At 46.5% G+C, this 21324-nt stretch carries 19 protein-coding genes; 4 read left to right on the top strand and 15 right to left on the bottom strand.

The genetic code is table 11. The annotated features are described in order from the left end of the window. Nucleotides 1-47 precede the first annotated feature (47 nt). Nucleotides 48-1079: a LacI family DNA-binding transcriptional regulator gene (locus ASG16_RS15180; protein ID WP_056497386.1), complete on the bottom strand. Its 1032-nt coding sequence runs from the start codon at nt 1077-1079 to the stop codon at nt 48-50. 336 nt (nt 1080-1415) lie between these two features. Here ASG16_RS15180 and ASG16_RS15175 point away from each other — a divergent pair, with 336 nt between their 5' ends. Continuing rightward, nucleotides 1416-2468: a 2,3-butanediol dehydrogenase gene (locus tag ASG16_RS15175; RefSeq protein WP_056496589.1), complete on the top strand. Its 1053-nt coding sequence runs from the start codon at nt 1416-1418 to the stop codon at nt 2466-2468. Nucleotides 2469-2636: 168 nt separating this feature from the next. Here the strand turns inward: ASG16_RS15175 and mleBRB are convergent, their stop codons facing one another. The 11 genes from mleBRB to ASG16_RS15120 form a co-directional block, all read right to left on the bottom strand. Next, complete coding sequence (gene mleBRB, locus ASG16_RS15170) at nt 2637-3488, bottom strand: BRB family alpha/beta fold macrolide esterase (protein WP_056496592.1); 852 nt, start codon at nt 3486-3488, stop codon at nt 2637-2639. Nucleotides 3489-3588: 100 nt separating this feature from the next. Next, a complete protein-coding gene (locus ASG16_RS15165) occupies nt 3589-3816 on the bottom strand; it encodes a hypothetical protein (RefSeq protein WP_056496595.1) in 228 nt (75 codons plus the stop codon). A 106-nt stretch (nt 3817-3922) separates the two neighbouring features. Further along, nucleotides 3923-4324 (bottom strand): DoxX family protein, encoded by a 402-nt coding sequence (locus ASG16_RS15160; protein ID WP_056496598.1) that lies wholly within the window; start codon nt 4322-4324, stop codon nt 3923-3925. 149 nt (nt 4325-4473) lie between these two features. Further along, nucleotides 4474-4977: a tellurite resistance TerB family protein gene (locus ASG16_RS15155; RefSeq protein WP_048031763.1), complete on the bottom strand. Its 504-nt coding sequence runs from the start codon at nt 4975-4977 to the stop codon at nt 4474-4476. Nucleotides 4978-5119: 142 nt separating this feature from the next. Next, nucleotides 5120-6502, bottom strand: a complete 1383-nt coding sequence (locus ASG16_RS15150; RefSeq protein ID WP_056496601.1) for a TraB/GumN family protein — start codon at nt 6500-6502, stop codon at nt 5120-5122. 134 nt (nt 6503-6636) lie between these two features. Further along, on the bottom strand, nt 6637-7419 hold the full coding sequence (locus tag ASG16_RS15145; protein ID WP_056496604.1) for an ABC transporter permease: 783 nt from the start codon (nt 7417-7419) through the stop codon (nt 6637-6639). After that, nucleotides 7416-8369 carry an efflux ABC transporter ATPase subunit, DrrA-related gene (locus ASG16_RS15140; RefSeq protein WP_056496605.1) on the bottom strand — a complete coding sequence of 318 codons (954 nt, stop codon included), beginning with the start codon at nt 8367-8369 and terminating at the stop codon, nt 7416-7418. The genes ASG16_RS15145 and ASG16_RS15140 overlap by 4 nt, the downstream gene beginning before the upstream one ends. A 12-nt stretch (nt 8370-8381) precedes the next feature. Further along, nucleotides 8382-9191 (bottom strand): NAD(P)H-binding protein, encoded by an 810-nt coding sequence (locus tag ASG16_RS15135; protein ID WP_056496608.1) that lies wholly within the window; start codon nt 9189-9191, stop codon nt 8382-8384. A 19-nt stretch (nt 9192-9210) separates the two neighbouring features. Next, nucleotides 9211-10110: a helix-turn-helix transcriptional regulator gene (locus ASG16_RS15130; protein ID WP_056496610.1), complete on the bottom strand. Its 900-nt coding sequence runs from the start codon at nt 10108-10110 to the stop codon at nt 9211-9213. Between the two features lie 139 nt (nt 10111-10249). Beyond that, complete coding sequence (locus ASG16_RS15125) at nt 10250-11641, bottom strand: S-layer homology domain-containing protein (RefSeq protein WP_241970764.1); 1392 nt, start codon at nt 11639-11641, stop codon at nt 10250-10252. A 241-nt stretch (nt 11642-11882) separates the two neighbouring features. Then, nucleotides 11883-13079, bottom strand: a complete 1197-nt coding sequence (locus tag ASG16_RS15120; RefSeq protein ID WP_056496616.1) for a DUF418 domain-containing protein — start codon at nt 13077-13079, stop codon at nt 11883-11885. 213 nt (nt 13080-13292) lie between these two features. On the opposite strand from ASG16_RS15120, the gene ASG16_RS15115 reads away from it, so the two are divergent. Beyond that, nucleotides 13293-14507, top strand: a complete 1215-nt coding sequence (locus ASG16_RS15115; protein ID WP_056496619.1) for a GDSL-type esterase/lipase family protein — start codon at nt 13293-13295, stop codon at nt 14505-14507. A gap of 494 nt (nt 14508-15001) precedes the next feature. Here ASG16_RS15115 and ASG16_RS15110 read toward each other — a convergent pair whose 3' ends face one another. From ASG16_RS15110 to ASG16_RS15100, 3 genes are all read right to left on the bottom strand, one after another. Then, on the bottom strand, nt 15002-15262 hold the full coding sequence (locus ASG16_RS15110; protein ID WP_056496621.1) for a hypothetical protein: 261 nt from the start codon (nt 15260-15262) through the stop codon (nt 15002-15004). Between the two features lie 172 nt (nt 15263-15434). Continuing rightward, nucleotides 15435-15647 carry a hypothetical protein gene (locus ASG16_RS15105; RefSeq protein WP_056496623.1) on the bottom strand — a complete coding sequence of 71 codons (213 nt, stop codon included), beginning with the start codon at nt 15645-15647 and terminating at the stop codon, nt 15435-15437. A 64-nt stretch (nt 15648-15711) separates the two neighbouring features. Next, nucleotides 15712-16401: a hypothetical protein gene (locus ASG16_RS15100; RefSeq protein ID WP_133257447.1), complete on the bottom strand. Its 690-nt coding sequence runs from the start codon at nt 16399-16401 to the stop codon at nt 15712-15714. Nucleotides 16402-17160: 759 nt separating this feature from the next. Between ASG16_RS15100 and ASG16_RS15095 the strand changes: the two genes are divergently transcribed. Beyond that, nucleotides 17161-20256, top strand: coding sequence for a GNAT family N-acetyltransferase (locus ASG16_RS15095; RefSeq protein WP_056496628.1), 3096 nt, complete (start codon nt 17161-17163; stop codon nt 20254-20256). A 14-nt stretch (nt 20257-20270) separates the two neighbouring features. After that, a complete protein-coding gene (locus ASG16_RS15090; protein WP_056496630.1) occupies nt 20271-21128 on the top strand; it encodes an amidohydrolase family protein in 858 nt (285 codons plus the stop codon). The last annotated feature ends 196 nt before the right edge of the window (nt 21129-21324 follow it).

Genomic DNA, 21324 nt, shown 5'->3' with positions numbered 1-21324 from the left:
CATCACCGATCACCTGTCATTCACTCGGCTTTTCTTCTGAAAATGCTCTACGTATCCAACGAGGATTTACGGATAACCGCCACACTGGACTCCCTTACAATCAGCCGTGGCTCGAACTGCACGCGCTCGTACGCGCCTGCCCCCTGCTCTCGAATCCGTTTCAGCAAAAGCTCAGTCGCCAGCCGTGCCACCTCTTCCCCCATGATCGAAACAGAACTGATCTGCGGAGTCGTAATTGTCGTCCACACATTGTTATCGATTCCCACGACCGCGACATCTTCTGGCACGCGGACGCCGAGCTCCTTGAAACGATTCACAATCCCGATGGCCACCATGTCATTGACCGCATAGATAGCGTCTGGCATGTTTTTCAGGCTATAAAAGTAATCCGCAGCGCGAAGCCCCGTCTCAAACGAGAAGTCCTCACCAAAATACACTAGCGAAGGATCGACGTGCTGAAGCGACGCCTCATAGGCAAAATACCGCTCCTCGATCTTGTCCTTCGGCGCACCTGCGTAAGCGATTCGCGTACGGCCAATTTTGATCAGATGCTCCATGACGAGTCGACCCTCTTGACGGGCCATGCTGACCACATCTGCTTTCACATTGTCCTCGAGCCTTTTTCCATAATTAATAATCGAAACCGGAACACTCGCTTTGTTAATCATCTGGACCAATGTCTTCGGATAGGCGAGCGGCATGATAATTAACCCATCTACATGCAGCTTTTTGACCTCACGCACAGTCTCAAGCTCCATTCGGGCATTTCCTGCTGTATTAATTTGTACGACGCGGTAGCCATGCTGCTTGGCCGCTTGCTCGACTGACCAGGCGATATCTGGAATAATTGCATTGCGAATGTCAGGAACAGCCAGTGCGATTTGATAGGTTTGGCGCACCTTTAGACTTTGTGCAGAAGTGTTCGGAATAAAACCCAGCTCATCGATCACCTCAAGAATCAACGCTTTCGTCTTCGGACTGATTCCCCCGCTGTCATTGATGGCCCTCGATACCGTTGCAATTCCTACGCCAGCCTTCTTCGCAACGTCTTCTATTGTCACTTTATTTTTGGTATCCAACGCCTTGCTTTCCTTTCCATATCGGAATCGTTTTCTATGTTTCCGAGCTAAAATATGGTTTCCTACCGCTATTATAGCATACACAAAACCAATGGTAACGAGGCGTGAGCAAAACATGGCAGGCAACTCCGTACCTGTTGCACAACACGTGTACATCTTCTCAACTTAGCCAGAATCAACATCCTCTCCTCAAACGATTGCACACCACCCTCAACTCTTGCCAAGGAAATCAAATTGACAAGATGCAAAACCTATGGCATATTGTTTTCGGAAACGTTTCCTATTTTACTTGCTGAATTTCATATAGAAACCAAATCGAACGAGGAGATGGCAGATATGAAAGCATTACGTTGGCACGGTTTGAAAGACCTCCGTTTGGAAACCATTTCGGAACCGATTGCATCCAAAGGTAAAGTGAAAATCAGAGTCGAGTGGTGCGGTATTTGCGGAAGCGACTTGCACGAATACGTAGCTGGCCCGATCTTCATCCCACAGGGAGCTGAACATCCTCTTACAGGCGAAAAAGCCCCGATCGTAATGGGGCATGAATTTTCCGGACAAGTAGTGGAAATCGGGGAAGGCGTAACCACTATCAAGGTTGGCGATCGCGTCGTTGTCGAGCCGGTTTTCGCTTGCGGAACATGCGCTGCGTGCAGACAAGGCAAATACAATCTTTGCGAAAAAATGGGCTTCCTTGGTTTGGCCGGCGGTGGTGGCGGCTTCTCGGAATACGTGGCTTGCGATGAGCACATGGTCCACAAAATCCCAGACAGTCTCTCTTATGAGCAAGGCGCTCTTGTGGAGCCATCTGCCGTAGCCCTTTATGCAGTTCGCTCGAGTCAGTTGAAAGCTGGTGACAAAGCTGTCGTATTCGGCGCCGGTCCTATCGGCTTGCTTGTCATCGAAGCACTAAAAGCAGCAGGTGCGGCTGAGATTTATGCAGTGGAGCTGTCCCCTGAACGCAAAAACAAGGCAACTGAGCTAGGCGCCATCGTCATCGATCCAAAAGAATACGACGTAGTCCAGGAAATTCACAACCGGACAAATGGCGGCGCAGATATCGCCTTTGAAGTCACAGGCGTGCCTCCTGTCCTCACGCAAGCCATCGAATCTACCAAAATCGCTGGACAAATCATGATCGTCAGCATCTTCGAAAGAGAAGCGTCAATCAAACCGAATCACATCGTCATGAAAGAACGCAATATGACAGGCATTATCGGCTACCGTGACGTATTCCCTGCCGTCATCAGCCTGATGGAAAAAGGCTTTTTCCCAGCAGACAAGCTGGTCACACAGCGCATCAAGCTCGACGACATCGTGGAGCATGGTTTTGAAGCCCTGCTGAAAGAGAAAAACCAGGTGAAAATTCTCGTTAGCCCGAGAGCATAAGCGAAAACGATTCCATAAATATCGTGCTGTTTCCTTCCACAGAAGGAAATACCCCATTCCGCTACAAAAAACGGAGAGAAAGCAGGGTTACTTCCTGTTTTCCGCTCCGTTTTTTTCGTTCCCCTCTTCGATTTTGAACCTTGCGCTCTGCGAAGAGAAGGAGTGTCATTACGCTTCCTTTTCTTGCGTATGCGTATGTTTCAAAATCGCTTCGATAACGACATCCCAATCCCCATGTGGAAGCTCATGCCCTGTCCCTTCCAACGTGAGCAAGACTGCTCCCGGAATGGTGTTCGCAAGATGTAGCGCATGCGCGAAAGGGATGAGCAAGTCTTCTGTACCGTGAATTACGAGAGCTGGTACAGCGATTTCCGCTGTCCGCAACAAGTACGGTTCACTGGCCGTCACAAAGGCGTGATTGTTTCTACTCGCATAATGGTTGCTTCTGGCGATATCGATTTGCGCCAATTCACGAACACGGGCCTCGTCAAAAGGATGCTTGGAGCCGATCAAAACTTTCGAACTCGCCACTGCCGCTGCTAAAACCTCTTGTTCATCCTCCCAGTTGATCTCCCCCATCTTGCTGAAAAACTCCATCAGCTTCTCATCGATTGGTGGTAGGCCAGGAGCAAAATTGGACGTTGCGTGCAATGTGATTGTTTGAACTCTTTCAGGATGCCGCAATGCAATCATTTGTGTCAACATTCCGCCCATTGACATACCAACGAAGTGCGCCTGCTGTACGCCGAATGCATCAAGGACGTGAACCGCATCATCCGCCATATCTTCAAACGTATAACCCGGTTGACCAACCTCGTAGGTCGTGGAGCGTCCGACATCCCGATTATCAAAACGAATAACAAAGCGTCCAGCATCGGCTATTCTCTGACAAAATTCTTCTTCCCACCAAAGCATGGACATCTGGGCTCCCATAATCAGCAAAATCGCCGGATCTGTCGGCTTTCCAAAGCTTTCCGCACATATTTCCACACCGTTTACTTTTAAAATCTGTTCTGCCATTGTAAGTTTTCCTCCTCAACGAACGAAAATAAAAAAACACAGGCTAGGCTGCCTGTGCTTACGTCATCGAAAAAGGAAGAAGAAACGAAAACCACGTACATCAGATGCCAGTATCTGATTGTACAGGCTTGGTTCCATTCTCTTCACAGATCATGCAAAGAAAGGAGGTCATCACGCTTGCCTTCCTCACTCCCATTTGTCCATGATTCAATTGGGTTACCGTAGCGGCAATCCATTTTCCGATTCGTATGCACACAACATAGCCTTTTCTCACTATTTCATCGATTGTGTTGTGCGAATAAAGTATCGAAAAATTAATTTGCCACACGTAACCCTCCGTCCCTGATAAAGTTGTGACCATCCTACCACATGCAATTTTATCTGTCAACGATTGGCAGTTTCAATGGTTGTTCGTATCCCTTGCTGGCGGTTTATCACTTTTCTTCTTTGACCGTGAACAGCAGTTTTCGCACTCGCTCATCCCGCAGCCACAATCCGCCCCACATCAAAATAGCAAGGTAGACAGCAAACAGCGTATGGGAAAAGAGTGGTGCATCTACACGGATCTGGGTAGCAATGACCCCACCGAAAAATCCAGTCAACAGAAGCGCACCCAAAACTGCTGTACGGGGAATAGCATACAACACCGTTGATACAAGGGCGAGAATTCCAATTAAGCCAATGTGATGCTCCGCATAGCCAAGTACGAGGGTTCCCTCTACGACAGGAGCAGGTTGGATGAGTTTGAATACACCGTCAAAAAGCATAAAAAGAATGACAAGTCCGCTCATAATCCGTGCAATCCAAAGACGTGTTTTGGAAATTTGACTCCGCATGGGGGTCCCACCTTTCATTTTTTTCCTAAGCAGATCGTAGCACAATCAAAGCGGCGACATTTCTTCTATATTGCTCTTTTGGGGAACTGTCTTTTTCTAAAAACGAAAAAACCTTCTCAAATGAGAAGGTTCTGAATTCGTATCAAAGATTAAACAGGAAGCGTAACTCTGTAACCTGGCTGGTTCTTTGGATGGTTTTGATTCACGAACACACCACGGTCATTTTTCAACACGATTACTTCAAAGAATGGACGGAAACGATCTTCCGAAATACCAAACGCCGTCAAGAACTTGCCAAACAACTCTTGTTCTTCACGCTCAGGTTGCCCATCTGCCAGGGAGGAATCGATCAGGTTAACCAGGATGCACATTTTTTGAGCATCTGTAAGCAATGGAGTTACTTCGCTCAGGAATTTCTCGATGGAGTTATTGCGTGTATATTTCATTGCGTTATCGAGCAACTGTCTGTTATTAGCACCTACACCAATCACGCCGTTGCTTTCTTCGCCGCCCAATACAGCGAGCAATTGACCGATTTCCTCGTGATCCATTTCTCCATCCGATTTCATCATGTAGAGCAAGGAACATGCGAATCCAAAATGAGGGGTCATTTCTTCCCCTTTGTCTGTCTTAAACATATCAAACAAGCCCACGCAAAATACCTCCTATGTATGCCAAGATAGTATAATTTTACTATTCGCTGGATATTGTTAGCAACACTTGTCAGGGTAAGCAATTTTTCAGCAAACAAAAAAGAAGTGCCAGCCTGCGCGCCGACACTTCCTATTCTAGCTCTTATTGCAATTGTTGTACGTGATAGCCCTTGGCTTTCAAATGATCGATAACCATACCTTTCATTGAGAAGTGAGCAGCACCTACCACGACAAAGGAAGTTGTTTCCCCTTCTTTTTCCAACACTTCTGCCAGTTTCATAGCCATGTTTTTATCTCGCTCACCAAGCAGACGCTGATTCACTTCGCCTTCACCGAAATCGCCATGCGTCGTCATGATCTGGGTAAAGCCATTCAGATCTCCTTCTACCCATTCTGTCTGCATGTCTTTTAATAGTTTTGCGCTTTCCTCCAGCCCTTTTTCAGCCATAGCGCTATCCAACACGATGTTCAATTCTTTCTCTTGCTGTTCTGCTGGTACACCTGACAGCAAGTCCGCTTGCAGCTTAATGCCTTCCAGCTCATTGATCGGCTTCTCATCCAGCATCGCCTTCGTCAGGAAGTACCTGTCGATGCCTGTTAGCAACGCAAACTGAACATCCGTTTCACTGTCTACGTAACCAAGTGTTGGCACAGACAACGAAACAGCAAACGGCTTGTAGGCGTCAAAAGAATTGGCTGGCAGTTGCAGCTTGGCAAGTAATTTTTGCACCTTTTGGTACGTCTCAGCGGATACATGATCCTTCAATGTGGTGCCATCCGTATATACCATCTTTTGTGTTAGATAGTCATTGTCACCGTTGATAATATCGGCTTCCACCCACAGTTCATCCGATTCTTCATACGCTTCCCGGATGTCTTTTTGCATCGGGTACATATCTGCGATCCCCATGTGAATCGAGCCAAGCAAGTACATGGTGTTTTTGCCGTTGGTCACTTTCCACATGAGACCTTCGGCACCGCCACCCACCGTATCGTATGCGAACTCGACCAGTCGGCTCGCCATCACCGTCGCTTGTTCAACCGTGCTTGGCTGATTCAACTCGAGACCTGCGCTTGTCCCTTTGACCACACCTTTTTTCTTCATGTAGTCAATCGGGTTACCCCCGGTCATTTCGAACGCTGCTGGCAGTTCGTAGTTCGCCAAAAGTTTGTACAAAGAAGTAATGACTGCTTCTCTCGTAATGACCTTATCTGTCGGAGTGGACAAGGAAGCGTTCTTCTTCTTCAGTCCCAGAAGATCCAGCTTTTTCGCTGTTCCTTCCATCAAGGTAAGAAACTTGTCAGCAGGAATCGATTGCTGAAAAGAACCGTCTTCATACCACGCCAGTGGGAAAATTCCGTATTTCTCCCCATCGTTCAACGTTGTTACCGACCAAGGACTGATTATGGGAGCTACGGGAGTCTGCCCGTGGACTGGAAGCACATACCCTAGTAAAAGCGCCAAACTGAGTGCACCTGTACCCGCCCAGCGAGTCAGTTTGCTCCAGCATTTGTTTACTTTCATGAAACTTTCTCCTCTCGATTCTAAGCTGAATGATTTTATGCCATTCTATCTTAATGGTAGATTATACCACAATTTTCACTATACATAAAAAGCATCGACATTGATCGTCGACGCTTTTCCTTTGAATCCGCACGTTATCGATTGGGTTTAGTCAAATAAAGACGCATTGTTAACGGAGCAAAGATGACAATCAGAAGTAGACATAATCCGATTCCAACCAAAACATCAGACAGATTAGCTGTTCCCCCCATCAATCCTCGAACCGTCCCTACTGCGATACTGATCGGGTTGAGATTGACGATTGTCCCCATCCATTTTGGCATGGTGGAAGAATCTACGAAGATCGTGCTGGCAAAAAGCAATGGGTACACAAAAAACATACTTGAACCTGATACCGTCTCCGGTCGCTTTGCCAAAATACCGATCATGGAAAAAATCCAGCTCACACTAAAGGCGAAGAAAATGAGATACAACATCGCAAGTGTCGCGCCGATTATGCCGCCTTCTGGACGAAACCCAAGCAGCATTCCTGTCCCAAAGGCGACGAGTATCGCAATCGTATAACGTAGTCCATCTGTCAGTAATGGACCGATGACAGACACTGGCTGCCAAAAGGGCATGGTACGAAAACGGTTATAAACGCCCTTCGCAATATCCTGACAGATGGTCGTCCCGCTATAGACCGTCATCGGAAGGATGGTCAACACAAGTACACCTGGCAGAAAAAACTGGAGATACGCTGCCGTAGAACCAGCGATGGCTCCGCCGAACAAATAAGTAAAAATAAGCAGCATCATCACAGGTGAGAGGATCGCATCCATACAAAATATGAAAAGGTTGTTCTGCGTGTTTTGCCATGTGCGCCACATAAAGATGCGGATCGCCGCAAAGGTACTAAGCGTATGACTTGCGTTCATAGGATGGCCTCCTTCTTTTCGGCATGAGTCAGGGCCAAAAACACCTCTTCCAGACTCGGGTCACTCAGGGAAAAATGCTCGATAGAAACATCATTAGCCAGAAGCATCCCGATTGCTTGGTTTGCCAGACTCGCTTCTTTTACCGGGATTCTTAAAACATGCGGGTCATCTTGATCTGGATAAATCGGCAATCGAAGATGTTCTTCCACAAGACGGCTTGTCCATTCCTTGTTCAGATGTTCGGTCAATCGAACCGTCAACGTCTTTCCTCCCACCGAGGCTTTTAACTGCTCAGGTGTCCCTTCTGCAATCATCGTTCCTTTATCGATCACCGCGATCCGGTCTGCCAATTGATCGGCTTCTTCTAGATATTGGGTCGTTAATAGCACAGTGGTGCCTGATTTCAAAAGCGTACGGACGACTTCCCATACTTGTTGCCGACTTTGCGGGTCGAGACCCGTGGTAGGCTCATCCAGAAAAATAAGCTCCGGCTGCGTGAGGACGCTAGCGGCGATATCTAATCGTCGCCGCATCCCGCCAGAATAGTTTTCTACCGTACGATCCATGGCATCTGCAAGCCCAAAGGTATGAAGCAGCTCGCTTGCTTTTGTACGGGCCTCCCTCGCAGAGTAGCCAAACAATCTGCCAATCAGGATCAAATTTTGCAATCCGGTTAATCCTTCGTCCAGGGCAGCAAACTGTCCCGTCAGGCTTATTTTCTTGCGCACAGCCTGCGCGTTTTTCACGATATCGCATCCGGCTACCAGCGCTGTTCCTCCGTCTGGCGCAAGGAGCGTGGAAAGCATATGGATGGTTGTCGTTTTTCCAGCGCCATTCGGGCCGAGCAAAGCGAACAGCTCCCCTTTTTTTACATGCAAGTCAATTCCTTTGACCACCTCTTGATCCCCAAACGTTTTCCTGAGCTTCGTGACTTCAATGGCATATGACATAGCGGCCTCTCCTTATTCAAAATAGCTTTTATGTTCGGATGCCCATTCGGCAAACGTTCTCGCAGGCTTTCCGGTCACTTGCTCCACCGTGGGCAAGACCGTGTAACCCACTTCAGGTGGATTTTTGCCCATGGCTACGAAAAAGTCGATATCTCCCTCTTCATAGCCCTGATCTCTCCAATTCTGTCGCGCCTGCTCCTCCGTAAGCTCTTCAAATCGAATTTCTCTCTCTAAAATTTTCGAAATTATCTGAACTGATTCAATGCGTGTAATCGCCTCTGGTCCCGTAAGAAAATAACTTTGCGCATGGTGTCCCGATTCAAGCAATGCCACCACAGAAACACTCGCGATATCTGCTTCGTGTACTTTGGCGCTTAAAGCGTTGCCAAAAGGCTCCCGCACGACTCCCTCCAAACGAATCGATTCCTGCCAATCGACAATCGCATTGGACATGAATTCCACAGGCTTCAGGAGAGTCCATTCCATCCCACTGTTTGCCAATGCTTCTTCCAAAGGCCCTTCTGTGGCACTCACCAATACGGATACGCGCTTCACACCAGCTCTTTCCGCCATTTCGACTACCTTCGGATCGGTTTGAAAGGTGTAGCTAGATGCAAGCAAGTGCAGAGCCGTTACACCTTGCAGTGCTGCTTCCAAGCTCTCTGGTATAGCAAGGTCCCCTGCTACAACCTCTACTCCCGCTGACAGGTCGGCTTTTTCCGGATTTCGCGAAATGGCACGCACCTTGACTCCTTTTTTCAAAAGCTGATCCACCACATGTCTCCCTACCGTCCCTGTTGCACCCGTTACTAAAATCGTCATGTTATCCATCCTCCTCAAATTATTGGTAGCGTTGCTGAATCTCTTTGATTTCTTTCAATATGTCTTCCTTTAAGTCGTCAGGGGAAATAATCTCCACCTTTGATCCATAACTTAATACGACTGAAACCGCATAGTCTCGCTTATAAAAAACTTTGTGCAAATCGATATGCGTACCGTGATGTGTGCATTCTCCCGGGAATTGCTCCAACACACGCAGCCCTACGGACGGATCAAAACGGAGATGCGCGAGTGTCCCTTCAAAGTCTTGCGTTTCTTCTTCGTCCTGGCTTGTCTGGTCGTTTCTTGGTTGAAAAATGATTTCTGTCACCTCAAGAGCGGTCATCCTGGAAAGGCGGAAGATTCGATTGGCCTGACGCAACAAGCAATACGCCTGAAGATACCACGCTCCACGCTCCCAAAATAGCCGGAGCGGCTCTACTCGTCTCTCTGAGACCGTACCTGATGCACTCACATAAAAGAAAGTCGTGACTCGATTTTGCTGGATCGCCTCTGAAAGCGGGTGAATAGTGGCCTTTTCATCTTCTACCGTACTCAGATTAAAAATGATCGATTCGTTATTTCCCCCATTCAGTAGAGCAGGCTGCAGGCTGCCCAGCTTCTGAACAAGTGTTGTATATTTTCCTCCGATAGCTCCTTCCGTACTTTTTAAAAGATTGTATATGACCGAAAAGTCTTTCACAGAGAAGTGCTGCTTCGTTAGGAAGAAACCTTCCATCAGCTCGAATCCGCCATCTGCTCCCGTGAATGAAACGACGGGAATGCCAGCTTGATTAATTAACTCGACATCACGATAAATCGTTCGAACAGAGACCTCAAACCTGGCGGCAAGCTCTGTTGCTGTCACCCGTTTTTTCGACATCAACTCTATTGTGATGGCAAGTAATCGATCCAGCTTCATCTGTTTACACTCCTCATGTTCATCACCTATTCGGTAACTGTCATCATCATAATGCACGAATCCTGACATCATGTGTGTCAGGATTATAAAAAAACTCACCCTCTTATTTTACAGGAGGGTGAGTCCTTTTTCGAAATCGTTACTTAATGGATGCTTCTTCAATTTCTTTATACGCCCAATGACCAGGTACGACGTCCGGCCATCTTTGCGGGCCAACTTGATTCTGCGGCACGCGATTCAGCACGCGATTGAGAATCGTTACAGCTTCGGCACGAGTCAGCGCTTTCTCTGGCTGGAAGGTACCGTCGGGATAACCTGTCATGTAGCCTTTTGCAACAACCGCTGCAATGATTGGAGAGGACCAGTGATTTCCCCTCACATCCAAAAAGACAGTACCCCCGCCCGCACCTTGCAAGGCCTTATACTTGTAGATGACCGCGGCTATTTCCGCTCGGGTAATGTTGGCAGATGGACGGAATGTGCCATCCGGGTAGCCGTTCATCATACCCGCTGCACTTACTTGATGGATCGGATTCACTGCCCAGTAGTTGTCGGCTACATCGAAGAACCTTCCCTTACTCACAGAAGACTGGCTCACCATTTCAGCGTTCAGTAAAATGGCAGCTATCTCCGCGCGTGTCACTGTACGATCCGGTTGAAACGTTCCGTCAGGATAGCCATTGATATAGCCACGTTGGCTCTTACTTTTTATATTGGTTGCAGGGAGAACCACTTTCTTATCTGTAGGGCTACCGCCAGTGAAAAAGATGGTTGTCGGCGTGTTATAGGAACCCTTTCTACTGTCTTTATCCCGATCCCGGCCTCTGTCTCGATCATCATCCTCTAGATTTCTCCATGCTTTTCTCAAATCGTACAGAGCGTCATCTACTTCAGACTGCGTAGCATGTGGATCGTCAATGACATCCCACGCTTGTTCAAGCGCATCTTCCAACTTGCGCCAGCTCGATCTGGTGTAGTCGTCTTCATCCAAGTCTTTGTCCTCGATCTCTCTCGCTTTGGCCCTCAGCTCTCTTTTATAGACCGCGTCATCTTGAATCTTCAAATCTTGTCTCGCTTTGATCAGTTTCTCAAGGGTAACATCTACGACAGGCTGGCTCGCATGCGGATCATCCAGCACAAAGTAAGCCTGCCCCAGTCTATTCTGTAGCTCTTTCCAACTGGCCCTCGTGTAATCTTTTTCTTGCAGCTTTTCCACTGCAATTTCCTCTACTTTCGTTTGCAGTTTGCTCTTGTCGACCGTACCTTCCTGCTTCTTCAGCCCTTCTCTTGCCAGGACTAACACGGACAAGGCACCATCGATTTCTGCTTGGGTGACGTTTGGCTTCGTCAGTACGGCTTTTGCAGCATCCAACGCATACGCAAGCTTTCTCCAGCTATCGGGTGTATATTTTTCCTGGATTAAATTCTCGGCGTTAATTTCATTGACTTTTTCTTGTAAGTGACGAAGATCTACAGTGGTTTCTACCGCGGCAGGTGTTTCCTCTGCACTTGCTGCTTGGCTTACAGGCACGAATATGCCTGCTTGGAAGATCAAGCAAAAGAGGCTAAAGAAAACAAGACTCCTTACTGCTCTTGGAAAACGTCCCAATTCCCATCCTCCGTTCTTTACGATGACCCATCCGATCATCTTTTTCCAACTATTTACAGTATATGATGGAGACCGATAAGAGGATTCATATTTTTAGAGGCCAAAAACCAAACAAAAAACCAAGTAGCCATTAGAGCAGCCGCTTGGTTTTTATTTTCTGGTGCTAAGCAGAAATAGGTTTTTCCGGGCGTTGCTTTGTCTTGCCTGAGATTGAAAAATTCGTCCACATACGCAGTAGTCGTTCGACTGGGCCATAACGGAACCGTTTTAGATACAACGGGCTTGCGAAAAGCTGTCCCACATAAATCACGATCGCCAATCCGCAACCAGCCAATACCCCGATCTTTCCGAACCATCCGAGTCCGTAGCCATAGAAAATTGTCGTACAAATGACGGTTTGCAAAAGGTAATTCGTTAAGGAGAGTTTCCCCACGGCCTGAAACCTTGGCAGCCAAGTTGATTCCGTGTTTTTGGAAAAGAACCAAACAAAGGCGAAAATGTAACCGATGGCAAGAATGGTTCCTCCCGATATCTCACCGACGCCACTCAACCAAGTTCCCGGCAGATACGCATGGAGCGCTTTTAACAAAAGTCCCGCTGGCAAGAAGATCAGCATGTTTCGGAGATATGAGGTTCGTTCTTCCTCTGGCTTCTCGAACCACCGGCGCTTCGCAGCATACATCCCAAAAAGGAACATGGGTGCGCTCATAAGCGGCGCAATCAACAATAAAACAATCATCATGTATTCTGGCAAACCAAGCGGATCTTCACTGCTTCTGTGATGGACGATCTCCTCGTATGTACCCGTGCCATAGACGGTCATGGTTTTGACCACATACGCTTCCATACGGGCTGGATCGGTAATACCCGCAGGATCATTCGGATCTTCTGGAGCAAGCCCCATTAAGCTGATGAGGCAGAGTAAGACAATCCCCCAAATGAGCAGTGTTTTCGGTTTGCGGTTCATGAACAACAACAGAAAAAAGCCCATTATGCCATAAAACCCTAAGATATCCCCTTCCCACAGGAAGTACGAATGAAGGAAACCAAGTCCGATCAGCATCAAAAACCTGCGGGTAAGGTAGCGTTTTTGCCTCAAGCCTTTGGTAGCCAAGCTTTGCTGCATCTTGATCATGCCAAAACCAAACATAAAAGTAAAAATCGGCATAAAGCTGCCTTCCACAAATATTTTCACAAGCTTGTAAGCAGTCATTTCATAATCGGGGAGGGCGTATAAATCCATTTCTTGGCTTCCCCAAATCCCATACTGGAAAATCAGCATATTCGCCATCAAAATCCCTACTAAACTAAATCCTCGCAAGCCATCGATGATGCGAACGCGATTCTGCTTTAGCTCCATGACTATCACCTCAAGCCTGATTGTAACGAGCTAAGCTTAATGGCTTCTAAATCGCACCTTATCGTTACCTTAATTTTACATTTATTGCGACTTGTCTATGGTGGACGATTAGGAGAACATCACTCGTCTGCACTTGATATTGATCTCATCTGCACCCGATATTGATTTCTCTATTCTATGATATGGCTATCTTGTAAGAAGGAGTTATTGCGTATGAAAATGGCACAACGATGGGTATGTATTTTTCTGTCAGCGGCGATACTATCGGCCCTCGTCGCCTGTGGTGCAGCCGACGACATGGGGCAGACTCAGCCCGCTACGACGCAGGCGCCTGCAGGCAGCGATCAGGAGTTGTTTGGCAGCAGCTTGTTCGTAGGCGACTCCATTATCGGAGGACTGACGAACGATGACCTGCTGCCTGAAGCGAACGTTATGGGGGGATTGGGTGCAACGGTCCAATCTACACTGGACAACATCGAAGAGATCACGAGCCGCAAGCCGTCGCATTTGTTCCTATCAATGGGACAAAACGATCTCGGGGAACCGTCGGAGGAAGCGAAGAAGACGTTCGTACAGAAATACACTCAACTGGTCGATCGTATAAGGGAACTGCTGCCTGCGACGCGTGTCTACGTGCTGTCGATTACGCCGGTAGATGCCGCATCACCGTTCGGTGCGTCCATGAACCCGCAGATCGAATCATTCAACGCAGCCCTACAAAAGATGGCGAAGGAGAAGGGAATAGACTACATTGACCTTGCCCCCCTTTTCCAACAGCACAAGATTCAATACGATGAAGACGGCTCTCATTTCACGAACGCATTCTACCCAATCCTGCTGAGCTATTTAAAGGAACGAACGGATCTGGCCAATCAGGCGCGCGGTCCGGCGATCACCGATACGAACGAAGCCTACAAAGCAGCATTCAAGCACAGTGTTTTCCTGGGGGATTCCATCCTGGGGGCGTTGTCCTATCTGAACAAAGTGGATACGGCGAATGTCATCGCCCCGAGCGGCGCGACGCTCTCTCTCGCACTCATGAATGTCGAGAAACTCGCCAGCCGGGCACCGGAGCATGTATTCATTCTGCTGGGCAGCAATGACATTACATTGTCGGACAAGCAGGAATTCGTCGAGAGCTATCGCCAACTGATCAGCAGCATCCGGAACAAGCTGCCGAAGGCCAAGCTCCACATCCTGTCGATCCCGCCAGTCGCCGAGGACGCCCGGAAGCAAGTGCCGCAGTATGCGAACATTACGGACTTCAACCAAGCGCTTGAACAGTTGGCCGATGAAGTCAAAGTCGATTACGTGGACTTGTCACCCGTCTTCGCCGCCAACAAAATCCAATACGCGGACAACGGCGTTCACTTCAAACCACATTTCTATCCGCTGCTCCTGGACTACTTGAAGGGGCTTGTACAGTAAGGAAATGGCCGATTATTTGGCAAGCATCAAACAGCCCCCACCTTTTAATTAAGGTAGGGGCTGTGTATTTTAGCATTTTACAAAGTGGTTCCTGTATCCTTCCGTATTGATTTCCAACGCATTTAGTTGTCCACCAGAATAGCCACACCCGCCATCTATTCCTATTTTATCACCTTCTGTTGAATACCAAATTTGATTGGGTTCTGGATTCGATTTTATTCTAGAAGTTGGGGTATGTCCAAATACCTTGAAGAAAACTTTCTATTGCGTTCATCCACCCATTTGATGTAGCAAAAATAAATCAAAGGAAGGGTTCCGTGAGTCTAAAAATTCAATCAAATATCCCGTATAGGCTTATCATTTTTTTTTCAAGTAGCTGCTTAAGTACATGAAAATATCTATGGATATCTCCAATAATATGTTTCCGTTTCACAGCTATCTCGTAACCTCAGTAGCTCTAATTTTATTCTTATACACAATTTCGTAACCTCTATCTACCAATCATTTTTTCTAATTCTATTGTCCATTAATATTGCAAACAAATACGATGGAGCCTGTAGTTTTTGTAAAGGCACAGTATTCTCAATTGGAACATATTTTAGTGCTTCTTGAAAGGTGCTTTTTGAGACTGAACGACTTGTTCTATCGAACTCAATTACATTGCCTTTGACTTGATATGTAAATTCTCCGCCTCTAAGTTGGCGAAATATTTGTCCTTCACAATCTGTTATTCTGCTCCAAACCACCTCAATCATAGTAATACCTCCTTCATTTATATTACTTTAATTAATAATTCTACCTTCTGATTAATCACCATTTGTAATTCGATTTTGCAATCATTCTATTTAGCACAAGCTATCGCGAAAATCTTGACCACCTGTGCACATCCTAGAACCTCTTTGTCACTTATCAATACAATAAATCAGTTTATTTTTTTCTCCAAATGCTTCTGATTCCTTCACCTTGATACTTACTCAATCTCTCAAATATTTCAATTTCAACGGTCTCTCGTGAATGATTTTTTAATACTCTATTCAACTTCCTTTTTATTGAGCTTTTACCACCATTCGCATTATGATAATAAAATGTTTTAAAATACTCTCCGTTAATTCTAACTCTAAATTTATAAGCTTTGTTCATGTCTACTCCCCCTCTATTTTTTCTAGAAATACTTTTATTCATTAATCTACAATTTCATATAACTTTACCTACTTGTTCCGACTAGAGGATTAAATTGACGATGTAAAGCCTTCTCTAAAAGAGGTAATATAACTTTCAAGTCTTTCGCTTTCTCTGCAGTAGAATAAAGGACTGTATAGTATATCTTATAATTGGGGTTATTTTGTAAAAAGAGGTCTAAATGCAATGAATATGTAGTTTTAGATGAGTAACTAATATGTTGTGATAAACGACTTTTTAAGTCACTTTCATGCTTACCGATATAAAGCATTTTACTATAACCAAATTTTTGATGATTTGATGAAGCCACTTTTGATATGTTAAAACGCTCTTCATAATATGCTGGAATTTTCATATCAGCATTTTTTTGTCGATGATTTAACCAACTAGTTGAGAATTCTTTCTCGTTTATTTCAGACCTATCATCCTTAGAAATAATAAAGGCATATATTCCAACTGCATTATCTTCATCAAAATAAATTCTACTTGTAATGTCGATTTCCGAATACTCGTCCTGTAAAGCATTTCTGTTTGGATACTTTCCTTCAAAATATCCCATAGCTTTTGGAGTGTTTTTTCTTTTCTCCATTAGCTTTTTGGAAGTCTCGTGAAATGATATAGAAGATGAGACTACTTCTTGAATCTGCTTCTCTATCTCACGATGGAACTTAACATATCCTTCAAAGGTGAAATTTACATCACTATTTTTGCTCATAAACCTTCCCTTTCCCAATTTGTTATGAAGACAAGGACAGTATCTATTCATTTCCTTTTTCTCTTTTATACACATTGAAATTGTTGATTGTACACCATTTTACAAAGCATTCATAATAGCCTTTTAAAGGATTAGAAGGCTATTCTGATCTTCCATCACCCTTGTAAAATTGACACGAATCATCCCTCATTTTCTGGTTGCTCAATAATTTAATTACTCTTGTGATTCGAGATTTCCCCCTTTATTAACGCAATTTTACATTTGATTGATTTTCTTTTTCCCATACTCAGCATCTTATTTAAACTCATCTATAAACAGCTTTGCATTTTCAAGTGTTTTTATTGCCATATTATTCATTCTCCTTGTCATAATATTATTTTATTTTGTTAACCTATTATACTGATCTAGATTGGTACAGACGTTACATATTGCTGTTTAGGCTTGTCAATTTGGCACTAGAACCGCACTCCTCTACCTTAACCTCCAAAACGAAACATGCTCCGGAAACCCTTCAATGGATTTCTAGAGCATACTTCAGCTAGCTATGCATTAGTGTTGTACCTTGTACCTTCTTGATCTATACTATCCTGCCAATAGTCTATTTATATTCAATGAACAACTATACGGAGACTAGCAAAAGGTTTGCCTCGACGCAATCTGAATCATTCTTTTTCCGAAAACTAGCAACAATTCTGTCAATCAAACGTACAACTCTTATAAGATACATAATTTAACAAGGCAATCGAGGTGTTAACAATCATGGAAGCATCAATTTCAATTGTCACCTACCGCCCTGAGCTGGCCGCAGCGGTTGCAGATATGTGGAATGCCAGCCGAGATAGCTGGGGAGGCGGAAATTCGATTACGACAGCCGAACAAATCAGACAAGAAGAAGCAGCCTCTGACGCTATCACTGTCTATCTCGCAATGGAAGGTGAAACGGTCGTTGGTTATTGCAGCCTGGCCGAATATCGCGAAGATACCGGTGCCCTCTACATCCCGTTGCTCAATGTACGTCCCGACTATCACGGAAAAAAGGTCGGCAGGATGCTGCTTTCATGCGCACTGGAGAAAACGATTGAGCTCGGCTGGCCGCGGCTCGATCTGTATACGTGGGCAGGAAACACGAAGGCTGTTCCCTTGTATAAGAAGTTCGGCTTTTTCTGGGAAGACCGGGACGACGCCACCCATCTGATGAACATGATTCCTTCTGTGCTCCGTACCGAAGCAATCGCCCACTATTTCGAGGAGCTTGACTGGTATCATGACTCCACGCGGGAGATCGTCGTTGAGCCGGATGGCCGCAAGGAAAACGGCTTTGATTACTTCACATACTCCTGGGCAAAAGGAGGCAAGAGCTTGCGCGTGGAGTTTGAACGGCGGGGTCGAGGCATGCGCCTCATCGAGACGGAAGATTATCTCGTGTCTGCCGAAGTGGAAAAACTGGAGCTGGTCTTTGGACGGGAATATCAAATTCACTACCGGATCATCAACAAATCGGGCAAGCCGTTACAGATTTCGTTAAACGGGCAACCGAGCGACACGATCCGCTTTGATTATCAAAACGAGCTGACAGTGACAGGTGAAACCACGCTGTCTGCAACCTTTTTTGTCGATCCAATCACAGAAGAGCAAAGCATCTGGCGCACCCATCCGCGTGTTTGTACCCACCTGCTGATCAACGGCAAGGCAGCTCTGTTTGAGGTCGGAATCCTCCCTAAGTTTCCTGCTACCCTTTCCTTACATGTACCTGGCCTCTCCTATCCGGGACAGACAAAGCTGTTTTATTTGGACGTAGAAAACAACTTTGCGGAAGAAACCGAATTTTCATTCGAGCTGCCTGCTTGCTCATTCTTTGGCTTACAAGAGCAACGCCACACTTTGAAACTGTCTGGCAAAGAGCGCATGTCGCTGCCGCTTAACGCTGATCTGTATGAACACGGCTTTTACGAAGCCAACGTGCAGGTGGAGGCAAAGCTTGCAGATGGCAGATCGGTTTCTTTTGCCAAAAAAATCGGAGCTGCCTTTACGGGACTTGGTGCGATGGTGTCGGGAGAAACGGAACAAGCTTGGCAAGTTTACCATGGCCGCCATACGCTCTACTTGAACAAAGAAGATAATGAGATGACCGTTGTCGGCGGGACAGGCGGGGAACAAACCAACCTCCTCTATCCCAAGCTCGGCAAACCGTTTTCCAGCGAGTTCTCGAAGAAGCGTGCCGAGAAAGTTGAGTTTATCGCAGAAAAGGGAGTCATCGGCATCCGGGCGACGTATCGCTCCGGGACATACCCGCAAATTGTCCTGATCAGTAAAACACTCCTATTCGGAGATGGCACCGTAGAACACGGATTGGAGATCGAAAACCACTCTGCTGACAAGCTGACTGCTGAGCTGTGGCTAAACCAAGGCTTTCAACACAGTTTTCATCGCCCTATTGTGCCGTACCAAGGGCGTTATGTTGAAACACCATCCTCCTATGGCAGTGATATGGATTATTGGGATGCTGAGTTAGTCAGTGAAAACTGGCTGTTTACACAGGATGAAACGGCCCCATGGGGAATGTGCTGGCCTCCTGGATACCGTTTTGACATTCAAGGCTGGTACGTCACACTTGAAACCAATCTCGGCATGCTTGCTCCACATGAAAAAAAATCGTTCGGCCCCTTCCACTTCTCACATGGTGGCTATGCTGACTGGAAAGAGTTCCGTGCCTTTGCCCGTAAAGAACCTATGCCAGCAGATCTGAACTTGACGTCTCACCTGGAATTAAGTGCCAATGGGCAAAATCCGTTTGTTACAAGCGATGAACTGGATGTACAGGTGAAAGAATACAAGCAGCAGTACTTGGACGGAGAACTGACTGCATCTCTTTTGAGCGAGACAACTTCCGAACAAACGCAGAGCTTTACAGAAGATGAGGAAGAAACGGAATCTGGCTTCTCCTTCAAGACGCCGGAAAAACCATATGACCTCGTGCAAGTAGAGGGACGTTTTGCCACGCATGTGTCGCATTTGCAGAGCGCGATTTTCCCAATCGGTCAAGGCAAGGTCATACAGGAGCAAACAGTGGAAGAGGGACAGCAGGTCTATATCGCCGACAATGGACGATTGCGGATCAAAGCCGCTCCAGATTTTGCTCCGACTCTCTACTCGCTTATAAGTAATGGACAGGAGTGGCTGGATAGCGCCTTCCCAGAACGGAAGCCGAAATCTTGGTGGAATCCGTGGACAGGTGGAATCGGCAACTATATGGAAGAGTTAAGCGCGTTTTCACTGGTTAAGGAAGAGCGTACTGCTTCCTTTGTTGAGCTAATCGACAACAAGCAAAATGCGTGGCAAGGAATCAAGGTGAGCTACCATGTGAAAAAGCAGGAGAAGTATCGCGGGTTGACTTGCCACCAGTATTACTTGCTGTTGCCAGGAGTACCTGTCCTCTGTCACACAGTTGCGATCGAGCAAAATACCGGAACGTACTTTGCTGGCAAGGAATTAGCCACTGACATCTTTTTGCAGCCAGGAGCCGAGGACGAGGTGGTATGGCTGAAAACCGTCGGTACGAATGGCGAGGAGCTCAACTACAAGCTGGCACAAGGTGAATTGGATGTCCTTGAAGTCTCCGATTATGTCCTCGGCCGAGCTAACAGCAAGGATCAGATGCATATCGTTACTGACCTCGAAACGGCGGATCTCCAAGTATACGCAAACAAGGAAGTGGCCGTAGCGTCTGTCATACGCGAACTGAATCTGCCAAACAACAGCACTACCTTTACTCCGCCTGTCTTTTTCCTGTTTGCCGACAACACGCTTCCATCCAATGCCCTATCTGACTTACGGGCGATTCGCTTTGCCAAATAAGGGAGGGCTTTACATTGAAAATCATTGATGCGCACATGCATTTATCCCATATCGAGGAATTCAAGCGGACGGCGGTAGAAAAGTCGTTTGTCGATTACTCCGTCGCTGGTCTCTTGCAAGAATATGCCGAGAATGGCGTGGTCCTTGGGATAGGCATGGGTTTGACAGAGACTCAGCCAGACGGCTTTCCCGATGTGGAAGCTGTCACTCCCATGGGACTAGACCTGACAGACGAGTTGCCGCCACAGTTCGTCTATTGCCTGGGAATCAACCCGTTCAAACTGGATGAAGCAGCAGTGGCACGCTTGGAAGCTGACCTGCAAAAGCCCAACGTGGTCGGGCTGAAAATCTATCTGGGCTACTATCCCTTCTACGCCTATGATAGCGTCTACGATCCCGCCTATGCACTCGCAGCCAAATACCAGGTGCCTGTCGTCTTTCACACCGGCGATACGTACTCAGAGCGTGGGCTCTTAAAATACTCCCACCCTCTCACACTGGACGAGGTGGCGGTAAAACATCGAGATGTCAATTTCATGATGGCCCATTTTGGCGATCCATGGGTACTCGATGGGGCAGAAGTCGTTTATAAAAACCGCAATATGTTTGCAGATCTCTCCGGCTTAATGGTCGGTGACGCAGCCAATTGCAAGCGACTGGCGGACTCCCCTCTCTTCTTCTCCCATCTGCGACACGCGATCACCTATTGTGATCATTACGACAAGTTTTTGTTCGGAACGGATTGGCCGTTGGCGCCAGTGAAGCCATATATCCAGTTTGTACAAGACCTCATCCCAGCAGAGTATCACGAGGATGTGTTTTACAAGACAGCATTGAGGGTGTTTCCCAAAATCAAGCCTCTGATTGAGTAGACGATACAAATCCCATGTCTCTTCCTCTCGAAGAAACATGGGATTTTTCATTTGTTCAATAAAACTTCTTCTATTTACGACAAAAAACGACAGTATTCGTATTATGATAGATATGCGAGTTTGCTTATACATCGTTAGTAACGGACAACCATGACCCAAAGCTTTCGCTAGTACAGATAGAGCAAGACTAGGTTTC

The organism is Brevibacillus sp. Leaf182 (genome assembly GCF_001423865.2).
Classification (GTDB): Bacteria; Bacillota; Bacilli; order Brevibacillales; family Brevibacillaceae; genus Brevibacillus; species Brevibacillus brevis_C.
The sequence above is the reverse complement of the archived record's forward strand: the minus strand, read 5'-3'. Positions and strand labels throughout refer to the sequence as shown.

What these genes read in the sequence shown, in the direction of transcription:
- ASG16_RS15175 (WP_056496589.1), top strand. Translation starts at nt 1,416, where the DNA reads ATGAAAGCATTACGTTGGCACGGTTTGAAAGACCTCCGTTTGGAAACC.
- mleBRB (WP_056496592.1), bottom strand. Translation starts at nt 3,488, where the DNA reads ATGGCAGAACAGATTTTAAAAGTAAACGGTGTGGAAATATGTGCGGAA.
- ASG16_RS15160 (WP_056496598.1), bottom strand. Translation starts at nt 4,324, where the DNA reads ATGCGGAGTCAAATTTCCAAAACACGTCTTTGGATTGCACGGATTATG.
- ASG16_RS15150 (WP_056496601.1), bottom strand. Translation starts at nt 6,502, where the DNA reads ATGAAAGTAAACAAATGCTGGAGCAAACTGACTCGCTGGGCGGGTACA.
- ASG16_RS15145 (WP_056496604.1), bottom strand. Translation starts at nt 7,419, where the DNA reads ATGAACGCAAGTCATACGCTTAGTACCTTTGCGGCGATCCGCATCTTT.
- ASG16_RS15140 (WP_056496605.1), bottom strand. Translation starts at nt 8,369, where the DNA reads ATGTCATATGCCATTGAAGTCACGAAGCTCAGGAAAACGTTTGGGGAT.
- ASG16_RS15135 (WP_056496608.1), bottom strand. Translation starts at nt 9,191, where the DNA reads ATGACGATTTTAGTAACGGGTGCAACAGGGACGGTAGGGAGACATGTG.
- ASG16_RS15130 (WP_056496610.1), bottom strand. Translation starts at nt 10,110, where the DNA reads ATGAAGCTGGATCGATTACTTGCCATCACAATAGAGTTGATGTCGAAA.
- ASG16_RS15120 (WP_056496616.1), bottom strand. Translation starts at nt 13,079, where the DNA reads ATGGAGCTAAAGCAGAATCGCGTTCGCATCATCGATGGCTTGCGAGGA.
- ASG16_RS15115 (WP_056496619.1), top strand. Translation starts at nt 13,293, where the DNA reads ATGAAAATGGCACAACGATGGGTATGTATTTTTCTGTCAGCGGCGATA.
- ASG16_RS15110 (WP_056496621.1), bottom strand. Translation starts at nt 15,262, where the DNA reads ATGATTGAGGTGGTTTGGAGCAGAATAACAGATTGTGAAGGACAAATA.
- ASG16_RS15105 (WP_056496623.1), bottom strand. Translation starts at nt 15,647, where the DNA reads ATGAACAAAGCTTATAAATTTAGAGTTAGAATTAACGGAGAGTATTTT.
- ASG16_RS15100 (WP_133257447.1), bottom strand. Translation starts at nt 16,401, where the DNA reads ATGAGCAAAAATAGTGATGTAAATTTCACCTTTGAAGGATATGTTAAG.
- ASG16_RS15095 (WP_056496628.1), top strand. Translation starts at nt 17,161, where the DNA reads ATGGAAGCATCAATTTCAATTGTCACCTACCGCCCTGAGCTGGCCGCA.